Source organism: Paenibacillus glycinis (genome assembly GCF_009909185.1).
Classification (GTDB): Bacteria; Bacillota; Bacilli; order Paenibacillales; family Paenibacillaceae; genus Paenibacillus_Z; species Paenibacillus_Z glycinis.
In genome coordinates this window covers 169,544-185,502 of the sequence record NZ_JAAAMV010000020.1, presented here as the reverse complement: position 1 = coordinate 185,502, position 15,959 = coordinate 169,544, and the positions used below count along the sequence as shown (strand labels likewise).

15 protein-coding genes are annotated in these 15,959 nt (G+C 56.4%); 4 read left to right on the top strand and 11 right to left on the bottom strand.

The genetic code is table 11. The features are described 5' to 3' along the window. Positions 1-37: 37 nt before the first annotated feature. The 4 genes from GT019_RS32515 to GT019_RS21305 all read right to left on the bottom strand — a co-directional run bounded on the left by GT019_RS32515 (position 38) and on the right by GT019_RS21305 (position 5,464). Positions 38-1,894, bottom strand: a complete 1,857-nt coding sequence (locus tag GT019_RS32515) for a helicase-associated domain-containing protein (protein WP_161745213.1) — start codon at positions 1,892-1,894, stop codon at positions 38-40. Then, positions 1,891-3,618 carry a DNA repair helicase XPB gene (locus tag GT019_RS21315; RefSeq protein ID WP_161745212.1) on the bottom strand — a complete coding sequence of 576 codons (1,728 nt, stop codon included), beginning with the start codon at positions 3,616-3,618 and terminating at the stop codon, positions 1,891-1,893. Before GT019_RS21315 ends, GT019_RS32515 begins: the two co-directional genes overlap by 4 nt. Before the next feature lie 146 nt (positions 3,619-3,764). After that, positions 3,765-4,208: a CBS domain-containing protein gene (locus GT019_RS21310; protein WP_161745211.1), complete on the bottom strand. Its 444-nt coding sequence runs from the start codon at positions 4,206-4,208 to the stop codon at positions 3,765-3,767. 113 nt (positions 4,209-4,321) lie between these two features. Then, the gene (locus GT019_RS21305; protein ID WP_161745289.1) at positions 4,322-5,464 is read right to left on the bottom strand and encodes a M20 family metallopeptidase; all 1,143 of its coding nucleotides are present in this window, start codon (positions 5,462-5,464) and stop codon (positions 4,322-4,324) included. Positions 5,465-5,735: 271 nt separating this feature from the next. On the opposite strand from GT019_RS21305, the gene GT019_RS21300 reads away from it, so the two are divergent. Then, complete coding sequence (locus GT019_RS21300) at positions 5,736-6,080, top strand: YugN family protein (RefSeq protein WP_161745210.1); 345 nt, start codon at positions 5,736-5,738, stop codon at positions 6,078-6,080. Positions 6,081-6,098: 18 nt separating this feature from the next. Then, positions 6,099-7,286 (top strand): putative lipid II flippase FtsW, encoded by a 1,188-nt coding sequence (gene ftsW, locus GT019_RS21295; RefSeq protein WP_161745209.1) that lies wholly within the window; start codon positions 6,099-6,101, stop codon positions 7,284-7,286. A gap of 42 nt (positions 7,287-7,328) precedes the next feature. On the opposite strand, the gene GT019_RS21290 is transcribed toward ftsW, so the two are convergent. Then, positions 7,329-7,712: an Asp23/Gls24 family envelope stress response protein gene (locus GT019_RS21290; protein WP_161745208.1), complete on the bottom strand. Its 384-nt coding sequence runs from the start codon at positions 7,710-7,712 to the stop codon at positions 7,329-7,331. Positions 7,713-7,876: 164 nt separating this feature from the next. Here GT019_RS21290 and cax point away from each other — a divergent pair, with 164 nt between their 5' ends. Further along, on the top strand, positions 7,877-8,938 hold the full coding sequence (gene cax / locus GT019_RS21285; RefSeq protein ID WP_235948833.1) for a calcium/proton exchanger: 1,062 nt from the start codon (positions 7,877-7,879) through the stop codon (positions 8,936-8,938). A gap of 97 nt (positions 8,939-9,035) precedes the next feature. Here cax and GT019_RS21280 read toward each other — a convergent pair whose 3' ends face one another. The 5 genes from GT019_RS21280 to GT019_RS21260 all read right to left on the bottom strand — a co-directional run bounded on the left by GT019_RS21280 (position 9,036) and on the right by GT019_RS21260 (position 13,602). Next, on the bottom strand, positions 9,036-9,317 hold the full coding sequence (locus GT019_RS21280) for a YlaN family protein (protein WP_161745206.1): 282 nt from the start codon (positions 9,315-9,317) through the stop codon (positions 9,036-9,038). Positions 9,318-9,459: 142 nt separating this feature from the next. Further along, the gene (locus tag GT019_RS21275) at positions 9,460-9,699 is read right to left on the bottom strand and encodes an HPr family phosphocarrier protein (RefSeq protein WP_161745205.1); all 240 of its coding nucleotides are present in this window, start codon (positions 9,697-9,699) and stop codon (positions 9,460-9,462) included. A gap of 78 nt (positions 9,700-9,777) precedes the next feature. Next, positions 9,778-10,893, bottom strand: coding sequence for an aminopeptidase (locus GT019_RS21270; RefSeq protein WP_161745204.1), 1,116 nt, complete (start codon positions 10,891-10,893; stop codon positions 9,778-9,780). Positions 10,894-10,973: 80 nt separating this feature from the next. Next, positions 10,974-11,693 (bottom strand): hypothetical protein, encoded by a 720-nt coding sequence (locus tag GT019_RS21265; protein ID WP_161745203.1) that lies wholly within the window; start codon positions 11,691-11,693, stop codon positions 10,974-10,976. Positions 11,694-11,820: 127 nt separating this feature from the next. Then, positions 11,821-13,602 (bottom strand): sensor domain-containing diguanylate cyclase, encoded by a 1,782-nt coding sequence (locus GT019_RS21260; RefSeq protein WP_235948830.1) that lies wholly within the window; start codon positions 13,600-13,602, stop codon positions 11,821-11,823. 470 nt (positions 13,603-14,072) lie between these two features. Between GT019_RS21260 and rpsD the strand changes: the two genes are divergently transcribed. After that, positions 14,073-14,672 carry a 30S ribosomal protein S4 gene (gene rpsD, locus GT019_RS21255; protein WP_161745287.1) on the top strand — a complete coding sequence of 200 codons (600 nt, stop codon included), beginning with the start codon at positions 14,073-14,075 and terminating at the stop codon, positions 14,670-14,672. Positions 14,673-14,746: 74 nt separating this feature from the next. Here rpsD and GT019_RS21250 read toward each other — a convergent pair whose 3' ends face one another. Further along, complete coding sequence (locus GT019_RS21250) at positions 14,747-15,850, bottom strand: glycoside hydrolase family 172 protein (protein WP_161745201.1); 1,104 nt, start codon at positions 15,848-15,850, stop codon at positions 14,747-14,749. Positions 15,851-15,959: the final 109 nt, after the last annotated feature.

Sequence of the window (15,959 nt, the reverse complement as noted above, 5' to 3'; positions counted from 1 at the left end):
ATACCCTGCACGGAAAAAGGTAGAGCCGCCTGCGATTTCAAGGCTGCGAACCGCCGAGCGGGCCCGGCAGCACGAGCATCATTTCGTCCCACATCTCCGGATAAAGTTTCAAGGGAGCGGACTCCGGTTCCACCTCGGCCTGCCTGTAACCGGCAACCGCCCACTTGCCCGCCTCTTCCACGATGCGCTCGGGCACGAAAACGGAAACGACGCCGTCGCAATTCAGCTTGACCGTCGTCCGCCAAGTCAAGGCTTGCTCCATCAACTCTCGCCTGGTCGAATGATGATACGCCCGGAATTGCTTTAGCCACATGGACGGCACGTCGTCGATTCCGGCAAACAAATGCTTGACGGAAATCCGGTCATGCAGCAGCTCGTACGCGCCGTCATCGGATTGCAACGCATGCGAATCGAGCCGATCGCCAGCCTCGGAACGCGCAATGAGCCGCACGGCTTCAGCGGGTTGACCGATATCGTCTCGGTGCTCCGAATTCCCCGCATCGCCGCCGTGCGCCTCCATCCCGAGCAAAATCATGGAACGCACCGTTGCCGGAAGGGGTTCTTGCGTGAATCGTTCGATTTCGTTCGCGAGTCCATCGGCGGTATACCCCGACAGGGCGGCGCGTTTAAAGCTCTTCGCCTCCATGCGGTAAACCGTCATATGGTCCGTCCGGCGGCGCTCCGCGATATGTTCAAGCTGCCATCTGACGTCGTAGGGACAGTTCTCCCGCACGTACAAATCCCCGTCAGGCGTGATTTGCGCCGTTGCTTCCGGCGACGAGGACAACGGGATTCCGTCGGACTTATTGTGACCTTGATATCGCGACATGAATCGTCGTGCTTCGATTCGCCACTTGAACGTCTTATTGCCGCTGCCGTCCCGCGCTTCCTCCATCCAGCCGAATTGACGAAGCAGCCGGCACCAGGCTTCGAGCGTCGAAGGCAGCGGATTGCCCAGCGGTTCCTGCGACTGAATGAAGGAAGCTTCCGCATCCGGCATCCGATACCATTTGCCGGCTTCGAACCGTGTCAGCACGGCTGCGCCTTGCGCCGCCGCCGCGCTGCCCGCGCCGATTGTCCCCAAGACATGCCCCAGCAGCTCGCTTTCCCTGGCGGCCGCTTCTTGCGTCAACCATGCGTGCCATGCCTCGGCATCAAGGCGATACGCTCCATTCCGTTCAACCAGCCAACCATGACGCAATGCAATGTCCAGCATGAGACGTAAGGAGAGCGGGTATTCGCTGTCGCCTAATCCCTCGCTTGGAACGCCCAGCGCCCGCAACGACTCGTCCCGGACGAACAGCTGCTCCGCTCCCTTGCCGACCGTTCGTTTCGTCAAACTGCGTTTGACGGTCAGTTTAAGTCCCGCATCCGCCATTCGGGCCATCGCATGCACGATCTGCATGCTGAACGGCGGTATGTAGCCGACTTCGTCAACCGCTTCCACCGCGTAAGGGTCCACTTCTTCGATTAGCCGTCCCTCGACGCCCATCTGTCCATAGCCGCGACCGTTCATGACCGTGCCGTGCCAGGGAAAAAAGCTGTCCTGCGGCAGGATGTGCAGCTTCTCTCCCCAGCCCCTGCGAACCGCGAATACGATACCCGCTTCCGTCAGCCGCAGCAATCCGAGCCGCAGCTCGGCTCCCGCGATACCAGGACGCGCGGCCTGCAGCAGCTGCTCTTCCTTGAAGGGAAGCGGTCCGAAGCCGCATACGATCAACGCGAGGGCATTGGCCGCTTCCTTGGATAAGCATGGCCATGCCACTTCCAGACAAGACGGATTCCTCAGCGTATCCGGCCAATATACAGGTTGGCCTGCCTGCCATATCGGCTGCTCGCGGAATCGGCGCCTTTGCTCGTCCGACAATTTGGACGCGATATCATTGACGTTCACTGAGCCGCCTCCCGTTTGACGGCAGCCGCAGTTTGGATCTCGCCTTGCAGCTCCGACCACTCCTTCAGCGCGTAGCGGTAGCCCTGCTCCAAGAGGAACAGCTGCCGCCTGCCCGCAAACTCCGTTTCCTTCGTCCCTTGCGTGACGACCGTATAGAACCAGGCCTCGTTATCCCCGGCCTTCGGCCGCAATATCCGTCCGATGCGCTGCGCTTCCTCTTGCCTGGAGCCGTAGCTGCCCGACACTTGAATCGCGACGGCCGCCTCCGGCAGGTCAACGGCGAAATTAGCGACTTTGGACACGACAAGCACCGATATATCGCCGGATTTGAATCGGCCGTACAATGTGGCACGTTCCTCATGCGGAATTTCCCCCGTAAGTACAGGCGCGTTCAACGCCTCCGCAAGCGCGTGAAGCTGCGTCAAATATTGCCCGATAACCAATATCGGTTTGCCGGCGTGCAGCTGCAGCAGGCTACGGACGACGTCGATTTTATCCTTGTTTTCGCCGGCGATGCGGATCTTGGCTTTCTCCTCCGACGCGACGTAATTCTCCAGTTCGTCATGAGCCAGCGGCAGCCTGATCTCGGTGCAGGTCAAGGAAGCGATCCAATTGCGCTGCTCCAGCGTTTTCCACGGCAGGTCGAATCGTTTGGGACCGATCAGCGAGAAAACGTCTTCCTCCCGGCCGTCCTCGCGGACCAACGTCGCGGTCAGCCCAAGCCGCCGCGTTGCCTGAAGATCCGCCGTCATGCGAAATACGGGAGCCGGCAGCAGATGAACCTCATCGTATATGATCAGTCCCCAGTTGCGCTGTCCGAACAAGCGCATATGCGCGTACTCCTCGCTCTTCTGGCGCCGGCTCGTCAAGATTTGGTAGGTCGCGATGGTCACGGGCCGGACCTCCTTGGACGAAGCGGCATACGTGCCGATTTCTCCGTCCGTGAGCGACGTTTTGTCGAGCAGCTCCGACTTCCATTGGTGGACCGAGGTCACGTTGGACGTCAGGATAAGCGTATCGCACCGAAGCCGCGCCAGCGCCGCGATCCCGATGATCGTCTTGCCCGCGCCGCACGGCAAAACAAGCACGCCGCTTCCCCCGTCGGCCTGCCCTTCCCGGTAAAACAAATTGACGGCCCGTTCTTGATAGTCCCGCAGCTGGAACGCCCGCCCGCCTCCGGCCGTCTTCGTGCGAAGCTCGACGTCCAGCGCTTCCCCGTGCCGGTATCCGGCCATATCCAAGACAGGGTAACCCAGCCTGACGAGCTCCTGCTTCAATAAACCGCGTGCCTCCGGTCTTACGGGCCGGCAGCCGTCCTGATGCTCCGGCAACAGCGTCGAGGCAATGGCCGGCTTCTCGCACAACGCGGTCAGCAGCGCCTCTTCGCCCAATAGCAAGAGCCGGCTATCCGGCGCTTGTTGCAGCTTGAGCTTGCCGTAGCGCTCGCCCAGCTTGCGAATGGAGCTGACGACCTGCAGCGGCAGTTCATACGAACTGTATTGATCCAGCGCAAGGACGATGTCCTCCGGCGGGATGCCCGCCGAAGCCGCATTCCACAACGACATCGGCGTAATCCGGTACGTATGAATGTGGCCCGGGCGCTTCGTCAGATCGGCAAACCGGCTCAACAGCTCGCGCGCCGCTTCCGCCAGCTCGTGCCTGTCGTCCAGCAATACCGTCAAGTCGGCCTGCACGTGCAGAGGCCGGTTCTCTCGTTGCAGCATGATCCCAACTCCCGATTACAAGATAATATGTCAGTATGAAGGAATCTGCCCTTTTTTATGCATCTTGTTCAATTCTCCAAGGCTTCGCGGCCATGGCAAAAGAAAAACGCCATCCGGATACGGATCGCGTTTTTCTGCAACTCCTATTAATGATAAGCGTGCGATTCGGGTTCTCCGGCTTGGGAGATGCCGCTGAGCGCGGCGCCGGCTTCATTCGCGAAGATCTCGCGCACCGCCAGATCGCCGATCGACACGATGCCTGCGAGATTGCCGTTCTCCACGACCGGAAGCCGCCGGATTTGATTGTTCGCCATCACTTTCGCGGCCTCGTCGACCGACGTATCGGCGCCGATCGTCTTCAGATCCGTCGTCATGACGTCCGACACGGCTGCGGAACCGGAATGCTTCGCCGCATAACCGCGGATGACCAAATCCCGGTCCGTCACGATTCCGATCAGCTTCTTCCCTTCCACGATCGGCACGAACCCGATATTGTGGTCTCTCATCAGAACCGCAAGTTCATATACATTATCCAGCAGCGTCGCCGTCACGCAATCCGTCGTCATCAAATCTTTTACCTGACGTGCCATCGTCGAGTTCCTCCCTTGAGATGCGAATTTCATCCCTTAGATTGGCCTCGCGTAACGAAGTTCATGCGCGATGCGCGTACAGCAACTGTTGCCATTCTTCGTTGCAACCGCGATTATTCGGAAATCGATTCCGCGGCGAAGTTCTCCGCCATCGCGATCATCAGCTTGGCCGATTTCAGCATGGCGCGCTCATCGATGTCGAATCTCGGATGATGATGAGGAAACGTCGCGCCGCAGTCCGGATTGCCCGCCCCGACGAACATGAAGCAGCCCGGCACCTCGCGCAAATAATACGTGAAATCCTCGCCCGCCATGATCAGCGTGGACTCCCGCACCTCGCCCTCGCCGAACGTCTCGGCGGCGACTTTGAAGAAACGCGCCGCTTCCTGCGCGTCGTTCACGACCGTCGGGTAGCCGTTCCGGTATTCGAGCTCGGCACTGGCTCCGTACATCGCCGCCGTGTGGCTGACGATCGCTTCGAGCCTCTCCTGCGCCAGGGCGCGCACTTCGTCCGAGAACGTCCTCACCGTGCCGACCAGCTTGCAGCGCTCGGCGATGACGTTGGCCGTCGACCCGGCATGAAACGAGCCGATGGTAACGACGGCCGGATCGAGCGGATTGACGCTCCGGCTGACGATCGTCTGCAGCGCCTGCACCATCGCGGAGCCGACCATGACCGCATCGATCGTCTCGTGCGGCAGCGCGCCATGCCCTCCTTTGCCGGCGATATCGATATAAATCTCGTCCGGTGCCGCCATGAACGGGCCCGACCTCGTCGCCACCAAGCCGTACGGCAGCGGCGTCCAGAGATGAACGCCGTATACGGCGTCGATGCCGGTCAAGGCGCCGTCCGCGATCATGCCGATCGCGCCGCCGGGCGACACTTCTTCGGCCGGCTGGAAGATAAACCGCCGTTCTCCGGCCAGCTGATCCTTGTTGGCTTGATAACATGCGGCAATCGCGAGCATGGTCGCGGTATGGGCGTCATGACCGCAGGCATGCATCACGCCGGGCACTTTCGATGCGTATTCCGTCGTCTTCTCGTCCTGGATCGGCAGCGCGTCGAAGTCCGTGCGCAGCGCGATGGCCGGGCCCGGCATGCCGCCGCGCACGGAAGCCACGATTCCGTAGCCGCCGACGCCCTCCCTGACCTCGCAGCCGATTTCGCGCAAACGCTCGGCAATCCAACGCGAGGTTTCCTTTTCGTGAAAAGACAACTCCGGGTTCTGATGCAAATAGCGGCGCCAGGCCACCATATTCGGATAAGCAGTTTGCAGCTGTGGATCCAACTTCGCAATCAAGCTCACGCTTACAAACCCCCTATAGTTCAATTATTTCGCTATCTCCTTATTGTAGCAGAAGTCGAGAAGCGGACGAAAGTTTTTTGCCAATAAAAGAGAACATTTTTCGTAAAGCTGTCACTTTTAACGCGGGAGGGCGATCGGACGAAGGCTTGCACTGCCTCATGAAAACGACTATCATGAATGAAGAAGCACACCTGCTCTAAAGCTTGAAGGAGGATCACCGATGATTATTGAGAACACGGGCTTGAACGGCATGAGTAGCGACCTCGGGCATCTCGACGAGTCCGCGGAGAAGCTTGGATTCGTTCGCTGGCAGTGGGAATATTACCGCGCTACATACGACTTGAAACTGGAAGACCGTACAAATCGGGAAGACTACTTCTTGCGCTTCAACGTCCGCGCGATTGAAGGCAAGCTGGAGTCCGCTCACGCCGTGCTGCAAGTGGAATCCGTCTATATCGGACGGGCTACGTTCCCTCACGGCCTCGATTACGAATCGCCAATCCCGCAGCCGATCTTGAACGCGGCGACGCAGCGATTGCAAGAACTGAAGAAACTTCTAGCCTAATCCACGATGGGTCCACAAATGAAACCAAAGACGAACGGCCTGCGCGGCAGGCCGGATTTCTTGCTTCTCGTGCTCACGCTCCTGCTTGTCGGCTTCGGATTGATCATGGTGTTCAGCGCCAGCTCCAACACGGCGGTCATTTCCAAGAGCAATAATTTCGACGCCCTCTTCTTCACGAAACGCCAGCTGCTGTTCGCGCTGCTCGGCACCTTCAGCATGTTCGTCGCGATGAACATTCCCTATACGGCCTATAAGAAGGGACACATCCTGTACTTCATTCCCGTATTGATCATGCTCATCCTCGTTCCGTTTATCGGCAAAAGCCTCAACGGGGCGCGAAGCTGGTTCGGCATCGGTTCGCTGGGCATACAGCCCACGGAGTTCGCGAAGCTTGGGCTCGTACTTTATTTAGGCGCTCTGATTGCCAAGAAAGGCGAGAAGTTCCGAGATTTCAAGAAAGGCCTCGTTCCTGTCTTTACGATTATCGCCCTCATTTGCGGACTTATTATGCTGCAGCCTGACTTGGGAGCCTGTATTGTCATTGCCGGCACTTCCCTGATCATAATCATTGCCGGCGGCGCGAACCTGAAGCAATTGTTCTTGTCCGGCATCATCATTTCGGCTATCATGGCCGCGTTCGTCAGCATCTCCATCCTGCACGATCCGAACAGCTGGTCTTACCGGATCAACCGGTTCACCGCATTCATGGATCCCACGTCGGACATGCAAAATACGACCTACCATTTATCCCGTTCGCTCGAGGCTCTCGGGCACGGAGGCATTACCGGCGCGGGCTTCGGCCATAGCGTGCAGAAGCTGGACTACATGCCATATCCGTACAGCGACTTCATCTTCTCCGTAATCGGCGAGGAATTCGGTTTTATCGGCAGCCTATTGTTCCTGCTCTTCTATTTGTTCTTCATCTGGCGGGGGATGATCGTCGCGCTCCGCTGTCCCGACAGCTACGGCACGATCGTAGGCGTGGGCATCGTCGCCCTGATTGCCGTGCAGGCGATCGTCAATATCGGGGGCGTCACCGGCGCGATGCCGCTTACCGGGGTCACGCTTCCGTTCATCAGCCATGGCGGCTCGTCGCTGATCGTTTGTTTGCTCGGCATGGGCGTGCTGCTCAGCATCTCGCGCGAGTACAATCGACCGGAGAAAGCGGCGCCGGCGCGCAAAACGACGCAGCGAATCGATCCATAAAAAAGGCATGCCCCAGCGCGGGACATGCCTTTTTTATGTCGCTTACTTGAGGCGGGCCGCTTCTTCGGCCGCCGTCTCTTCTTCTCTGAACGCGACGCCTTCTACTTTGATGTTCACTTCCACGACGTGCAGCCCCGTCATGTTCGCCACCGTTTCGCGAACGTTCTCTTGCAGCTGCCGGCAAACCTCCTGAATCGGAATGCCGTATTTCACGATAATGCGCAAATCGATCGCCGCTTCGAGCTGACCGACTTCCACCGATACCCCTTTTTGAGCGTTCTTGCCGCTGAGACGCTTCGCAAGGCCTTCCGATATGCCCCCCGACATTGCAGCAATGCCAGGAGTTTCAAGCGCAGCCAGACCCGCGATTGTGGCGACTACATCGTCTGATATACGAATAATGCCGGTTTGAAGTTCTTCTGTCATGCCACTCACTCCTCGTTCACCTTATGTTTCCATTGTAATTGAAGCTTACATTTGAAGCAAGGCATTCGATGATCGCACTTCCAAGTTTACACAAATGACTTTTTCGGCTATAGTGTTTACAGATTTCCAATTCCCAAATGCGTATAAACGAGGTGCCTGGAACATTGAATCAGAAATTGTTTTTTAGTTTGCTTATCGGGTTATTTGTACTAAGCGGGATCGCCCACTATGCCCATTTCGGAACCATCGCGGAATTCATCATTTCCGCTCTCGCCATCCTGGTGGTGGCCGGCTTCCTGGGGAAGGCGACCGAAAGCGTCGCCCACTATGCCGGACAGCGGCTGGGCGGCTTTCTGAACGCCACGTTCGGCAACGCGGCCGAGCTGATCATCGCGATCTTCCTGGTGCGCGAAGGCCTGTTCGATATGGTCAAGGCGAGCATCACGGGCTCCATTATCGGCAACCTGCTCTTGGTGCTTGGCGCCAGCGTGTTTCTGGGGGGACTGAAGTACAAGGAGCAGCGGTTTAACGTGCAGCTGGCGAGCCACAACTCGTCCTTGATGATTCTGGCCGTCATCGCGCTAGGCATTCCAGCGATCTTCATTTCCACGCAGCATTTCTCCGCGCACAAGTCGGAGCTGCTCAGCTTGACCATTGCCGGTCTCTTGATCGTCGCCTACATATTGTGGCTGGTGTTCTCCATGATTACGCACAAGGATATTTTAGCCGACATCGAGGAGGCGACGCCGGATCACGGCGAGGAAGCCGCCTGGTCGAAATCGACCTCCATCCTGTTTCTCGTCCTGGCGACCGTCATGACCGCTTTCGTCAGCGAATGGCTTGTCAGCACGCTGCACACGTTCACGGCCAAATTCGGGTTCTCGGAAGTATTTATCGGGGCCTTCCTGATCGCGATCGTCGGCAACGCGGCGGAGCACAGCGCGGCCGTCATGCTCGCCATGAAAAACAAGATCGGCGCGGCCGTCGAGATCGCGGTCGGCAGCAGCCTGCAGATCGCCTTGTTCGTCGCTCCGGTGCTCATATTGGTCAGTACGTTCTTCGGGCCGACGATGGATATCATCTTCACGCCGATCGAGCTCGCCGCTATCGCCGTCTCCGTCTTTATCGCCAAATCGATCTCCAAGGACGGCACGACGAATTGGTACGAAGGCGCGCTTCTCCTCTTCGTCTATATCATACTCGGCATATCGTTTTATCTCGTATAACGGCGAATGCCGCCGACTCGGACGCTCCTGCGGGGGCGTCTTTTTCCGTTCCGGCTGGATTTCGCGCAAAAAAAAAGCAGCTGCACGAAGATCGTGGCTACTTCTCCAACGCTTCATACAGCTGCGCTAAATTCCGTTCCAACTTGCTGATGATGTCCTTGCCGACAATCTCGGATACAAGCCCTGCACGAATCGCGAAATCGATTTCTCTGGAAAAGCCATATATTTGAGTATCCAGCACCTCTTCATAGAGCGGACATTGTCTCGTCGTCAAGTTTTCCATTTGGACTTCGATTAACTTCTCGATTTTATTGGCATCTTCGTGAAGGAGATTGAGCGCTTTTTGATGCAAGTGAATAAGAACATCGGATGAAGACATCGAACTCCTCCTTGTGCAAAATCCTAAATCGTCTTATATCCTTTATATTAGTCGAAAACAACGGATTGTACAAGGTCAAAACAAATAAGCGCCCCACCGATTATTCGGTGAAGCGCTTTCCTTGTCTCCTAGAACGAAAAAGCTATTCGATTACGCTAATATTCAGATTGTGCTTCGCGAATACTTCGGACATGGCCGCTTTGGCTTCGTCCGCATCCGGTCCGTGGACGTGAAGCTCGTAGGAGTTACCGCCGACCAATGTCGTGAATAGTCCGAGGATGCTTTTGACGTCGATGTATTTATTCTCGGCTTGAAGAACGATGGACGACCGGAACTTGTTGGCCGTTTGGGAGATGTCTACGATTGCCGCATTATTGGACATGGGAATCCCTCCATTTTTAGGTTGTGTAGGCTAGCTTCAATCATCATAACCCGATTTCGATCATCCGGCAAGGGGCTTTTACTTTAAATTTTCGGGATTCAAACCGAGCAATTCCGGGACCACGAACAAGCCGTCTTTGCGAATCAGCACGTCGTCGAAATAGATTTCCCCGCCGCCGTATTCCGGGCGTTGAATCAAGACCAAGTCCCAGTGAACCGCGGAACGGTTGCCGTTGTCGGTCACCTCGTAAGCCTGTCCCGGCGTGAAGTGAAGGCTTCCGGCGATCTTCTCGTCGAACAGCGTATCCTTCATCGGGTGAAGAATATAGGGATTAAAGCCCAGGCTGAATTCGCCGATATAGCGGGCGCCTTCGTCCATGTCGAGGATTTCGTTCAGCTTCTCCGTGTTGTTGCTGGTCGCCTCGACGATCTTCCCGTCTTTAAACGTAAAGACGATGTTTTCAAACGTGACGCCGGAATATACGGACGGCGTGTTATAGGAAATCGTGCCCTGCACGGAGTCCCGGATCGGGCAGCTGTACACTTCGCCGTCCGGAATATTGCGTTCGCCGGAGCATTTGCTGGCGCCGATGCCCTTGATGGAGAACGTCAGATCCGTTCCCGGCGCGACGATCCGCACGCGGTCCGTCCTCTTCATCAACGCGTCGAGCGGGTCCATCGCTTTGTCCATTTTGGCGTAATCCAGATTGCAGACGTCGAAATAAAAGTCCTCGAACGCTTCCGTGCTCATGCTGGCAAGCTGCGCCATCGAATTGTTCGGATAGCGCAGGACGACCCACTTCGTATGCTTGACGCGCTGTTCCGAATGGATCGGATGGCGGTACAGCTTATCGTAGAGGTTCATTTTGTCGCTCGGCACGTCAGCCAACTCATTGACGTTCTCGCCCGAACGGATCGCGATGTATCCTTGCATGGCTTGCATTCGCTTCAAATCGAAGGAAGCCAACAGCTCGATCTGCTCTTCCGTCGCGTTCATCAGCATCGAACGAAGCACGGAACGGTCGCTGGTCTCGACGAACGGACGTCCGCCCCGCTTCGCCACTTCTTCGACGAGGCATTTGGCCAGATCTCGCTCGGAGCCGATCATATCGATGAGGATGTTCTCTCCGGGTTGAACGTTGACGGAATAACCGACCAGGTTTTCCGCAAGCTTTTGAATTCTTGGATCGCGCATAATACCATACCTCCACATTAGTTCATACGATAACATCCTACCATGTTTGAATGCCGGATGCACGGACATGCCATCGCCTGTCAGGATCGCTCGAAAGATAGGTTCATGCTGCGGTTCTCGCTTCTATTTTCTCCGCCCGCTTGATAACGGAAATCCGTCCGTTGCTCGAGCGATCGCGGCAGCATCCTTTTCCGATCGATCACGAGCTTGCAGACGGAACGCACCTGCATCGTGGATAGCATAACTTCCAGCTGCTTCTTCGAACCGGCAAGCTCCTTGGACCATTCCTCTTGAAGCGCGGACCGAGCGGCAGCGTTCAGCGCGCGTTCGCCTTTCCCTCGAGCGACTGTTCCCTCAGGGACCTTCTTCTCCAGCATGGCGAGTTCGCTCCGCAGCCGTTCGGCCCAGACCGCGGCCGCTTTCTTCGGATCGGCCGTAATGCGCAGCACGGCCCGCTGCTTGTCCGATTCCTCGGGAACGAGCTCCGTCTTGGCAGCCGTGGCTTCGATTTCGTTCAGCAGCTCCAGCGGATGAATAGCTGTCGCCGACGTATTCGGATCTATCGAACGCATGCTTACTTGGTCGTGGTTTTCTACCGTTCCCCGAAAACCGACCGGATTGCCGGCGGCCCGACTGTTCGGCCCAATGCCGGCATTGCCCTGAAACGCATAACGGTCCACGCCCGAAAGTCCTGACACGGCGAGCGACAACAGCTCCTCGGGAGAGCGGTTGGAACTGCGCGCGCAGCCGGCCATTGCCAGCAGCAAGCAGCAATAGATCGCGATTCGGCTTGCTCTCATTCATGCTCACCATCCTTTTTTCGCCTCGAAAGGCTTGCTCGGATAGCGTCTGTTCGAACTCCGCTCTTTATGTACACGGCCATAAAAAAGACGGCCCATAAGAGCCCCTTGCGTCGACATCGTCGGTTCAACCGACGCAGATCCGGTTTCGTCCGTTTTTCTTCGCTTCGTACAACGCCATGTCCGCTCTGTAAAACAACGATTCGACGCTGATCTTCTCTTCTTCGGAGGTCCACTCGGAGATGCCGCAGGACACCGTCACCGCCGGGCTCGTATGCGTCTCCACCATGACGCGGATTCGCTCCGCGATGCGATACGCTTGTTCGGCGCGAATCTTCGGCAAGTAGACGGCAAGCTCCTCCCCGCCCCAACGCGCAGCGATGTCGGTGTCGCGGATGCATGAACGGATGGCATCGCTCACGATAACCAGGATGCTGTCGCCGATCAGATGCCCGTATGTATCGTTGACGCGCTTGAAGTGGTCGATATCGACCAGTACGAGCGACCCGCTGCGGTCCTTCCGCTGACGGGACTGGATCTGCTCGTTCAGATAATGCCGGGCGTGGAGGCCGGTCAAATTATCCGTAATGACCATGCGGCGCACTTCCGCGTGCAAGGAAGCATTGGAGACCGCAAGGCCGATGTGCGTCGAAAGCACCTGCAGGAGCTTGTAGTTCTCGTACGAGAAGTAGTTCGGGCTTCGATGCGATACCATGATCACCCCGACAACGCCGGTGCCGTCCATGACTGGCGCGGCAATCAACGATTTGGATCCCGTCATGTCCATCAATCGCGAGTCGACGACCCGCGTCGACGAATAATCGGAGATGATGAGCGGTTCCCCCGTGCCGTAGACGATCCCGCAAAATCCGTATTCCGTGGAATACGTCTCGTTCGTCGCGGCCGGCAGATTGCTCGACACGACCCGAAAACCGCTGCCGTCCGAGCTGAGCTGCAGCAAATTGCAATAATCCGCCTTGAAAATATGCAAAAGCTCGGTCATCGCGAATTCGAACACCTCGTTCAACCGGAGCGACTGGTTCAACCGCTTCGTCAATTCGTTGATCAGCTGCAGCTCGCCGATCAGCAGGTTGGACTGCTCGAACAATTTGGCGTTCTCGAACGCGGAACCCGCGGTATCGGCCAGCATGACCATCGACCGCTGCTCAAGCTCATCCCATTCTTCCCGCGGCAGCTTCAAGCTCAGCACGCCGTATACGGCTTGCTTGCCCCGCATCGGGATCGCCACGTTGATCCTCCCGGAATCGCCGTCGAGCGAAGAAACCGGTTTGCCCGACAGAAACGCGTTCGCGTTCGAATCCTCGTTCGCGTTGCGCAGCATCAGCGGTTTGACCCGGGGATCGCCGTTAATGAAATCCTGCGACAAATACAAGTTCGCTTCAGCGTTCGGGTACATGTGCTCAACGTCGTCAAGCAGCACGTGAAGCACGGAATAGACGTCGTTCTGATCGTGAAGACGCTTGGATACCTGAAACATATTGTCCCTGCCGCGCGCTTCTTTATCGTTGATTTGCTGCTGCTTCATCATCTGACGGACAGCCAGCAGATCGGAGGTGTGATCGTAAATTTCGCGCATCATGAGAGCCGCCGCTTGCAACAAAGGAAGGTAGGTTTCGCGGCTTGCGGCCGTCTCGAATCTTAACTTCGCCAGGACGGACGACTTGTTCTTCCGGCTGCGGACCGTCTCTTCCAAAACGTGCATATGGGAAATCGGGTTGTCGCTCCCCCAGCGGGCGACGACATCGCCTCTCGCGTTCAATAATCGCAATCTATGATCCAGCAGCGGCGACGACATCTCCATGGCTTCCGCAAGCCAGTCGCTCCAGGTTTGCTTCAACACGGCGTTGACCCTAAGCTCGTCGTCGATGCGAAAATCGCCTTGAGGCAACCAAACGTCAGGCTGCTGCGCTTCTAATAAATCTGTAACCCAACGATCAGCGGGATTCGGCAAATTCATATCTCTGGAACTCATCATACGCAGCATCACCCCGTCCTCGTCGTACCAACTACGTCTCTATAATGTTTCTATTCTTTAACTATACTTGAAAACTAGATTGAATGCACTAGAAATGATGGAATATAATAGGACTTTAGATTCACTTTTTCATTTTCTACTCATTTGGTTCCGTTTCTCGTATCCTAAACCGATTGAATCGCTTGACAAAGAGCTGTGAATTTATATAATATCTATAGTTGAATACATGGGAACGGTTTTGTGTCACCCTCAAGAGACTGTCGCTAACGGGACTGCGGCTGAACATTCCGGTTAGGCTTTCATCGCGCGCGATGAAGCGGAGACAGCACTCGGCGAAACACCCATTTTCAAACATCCCATTTGAAGAAGGAGTTTTACGACACATGTCAAGATATACAGGCCCTAAGTTTAAACTAAGCCGCCGCCTCGGCATCTCCCTGAGCGGAACGGGCAAAGAATTGAAACGCGCTTTCCCTCCCGGTCAACACGGTCCCGGACAACGCAAAAAAATGAGCGGCTATGGCGTTCAATTGCAAGAGAAACAAAAGCTTCGTCACATGTACGGCGTGAACGAGAAACAATTCCGTAACCTGTTCGACAAAGCATCGAAACAAAAAGGTATCGCCGGTGAAAACTTCATGGCCCTCCTCGAGAGCCGTTTGGATAACTTGGTTTACCGTCTTGGTTTCGCAAACTCCCGTGCGGGTGCTCGCCAACTCGTATCCCACGGCCACGTAACGGTTAACGGCAAGAAAGTCGACATCGCTTCGTACACGGTTTCCGTAGGCGACGTGATCGGACTTCGCGAACGCAGCCGTGCATTGAAATCGATCAAAGAAGCCGTGGAAGGCCGCAACTTCCTTCCTAACTACCTGGAATACAACGATGCCGCGCTTGAAGGCAAATTCGTTCGTCTTCCGGAACGCGCCGAGCTTCCGCAAGAGATCGACGAGAAACAAATCGTCGAGTTCTACAGCCGTTAATAGTCAAGAGGTCCAAAGCAAATGCTTTGGACCTCTTTTTTTGCCTAGATCGCGGCATCCGCTTCCTCGCGACCTTATCTCGGCCATCTTCGGTTAACCGGAGGCAGTGCCGGGAACGCCGCATGGGGCTCCATCTGGTACCAATAGGCGACGGACGAGATATCGTCCGCGCGCTCGAACAATTTCGTATGGTCATGGCCGATTTGCTGAATCGTCACCCGCAGGTCGCTTTCGAAGCGGATCGGATCCGGCAAGTGCCAGCGGTACATGCCGTGCATCGGCACGTTATGCCCGTACCAGGCGTCAATGTCGGTCGTCTCGCGGTAGAAATGATAGCCCAAGTATGGCGTGGAGTAAGATTCCGGCTCGTTCGTGCGCATATTGTTGAAGCACCAGGCTCCCCCGACGTAATCCTCGGTACCCGTGCCGCAAATCGTCGGCCACTCCTCGTCCCCGTCCATGTAGAACTTGATCTCGCCTTCGCCCCACCAATTCCGTTCCAGCGCCGCCCATGCAAGGTAAGTGCCGATGTATTGACCGGAGCCTTTGACGTTATCGAGAATCGTGTAGTCTTTGCCAAGCTCGGTTACGGCCTCCCTGCGCCACTGCGCATGGAAATACGCCGTGTTCTCCGGCAGCTCGTCCACGAGCGCGTAATTGAACGCATAAAAGAAACCGCCGATATCCGAGGCGTGCTGGTTCACGATCGCGACTTTCGCGGCTTGCCGAAAAGGCATCGGGATATAGCAGTTCATCCCGCCCGTCGGAACGACGGAGATCGGAAGCGAATTGACGTTCGTACGCACGCCGAAGCCATTGCAGAAGAAATCGCCGAGCGGCGCTTCGACCGACGGTTCCGTCTCGCCGTCCCAATACATGCGGAGAACGAGGTCCCGGAGCACGTACTGCCCTGCATGTCCTTTGCCGGTTTGATCGGCGACGGTGATCCAGAAATGCTGGATGATTCCCGTTCCTTGAATCTGGGCGATGACCGTCTCCTCGCATTGCTTCAATGTGATGGCCGGCCGGCCTTTTCGACCGGCGCCAAGGTTGCTTGCTTCCTTGCCTCCCTGTCCCTTCTCGCCGTTCGGATTCTCCGCCGTGATCGATCTCGTGCGCGCTTTCGTAACGAGCGGCGCGGTCGACAGCCCCAAGCCCAGTCTTTGATTTTGCAGCATGCATGATCACCTCATGTATCTATTGTTGTGCTGAATCGAACCTATTATATAATGGGAAGGATAGGTTTCCTTTAGCTTTTATTGCGGAGTTGTTTATCAATTGTTGCGG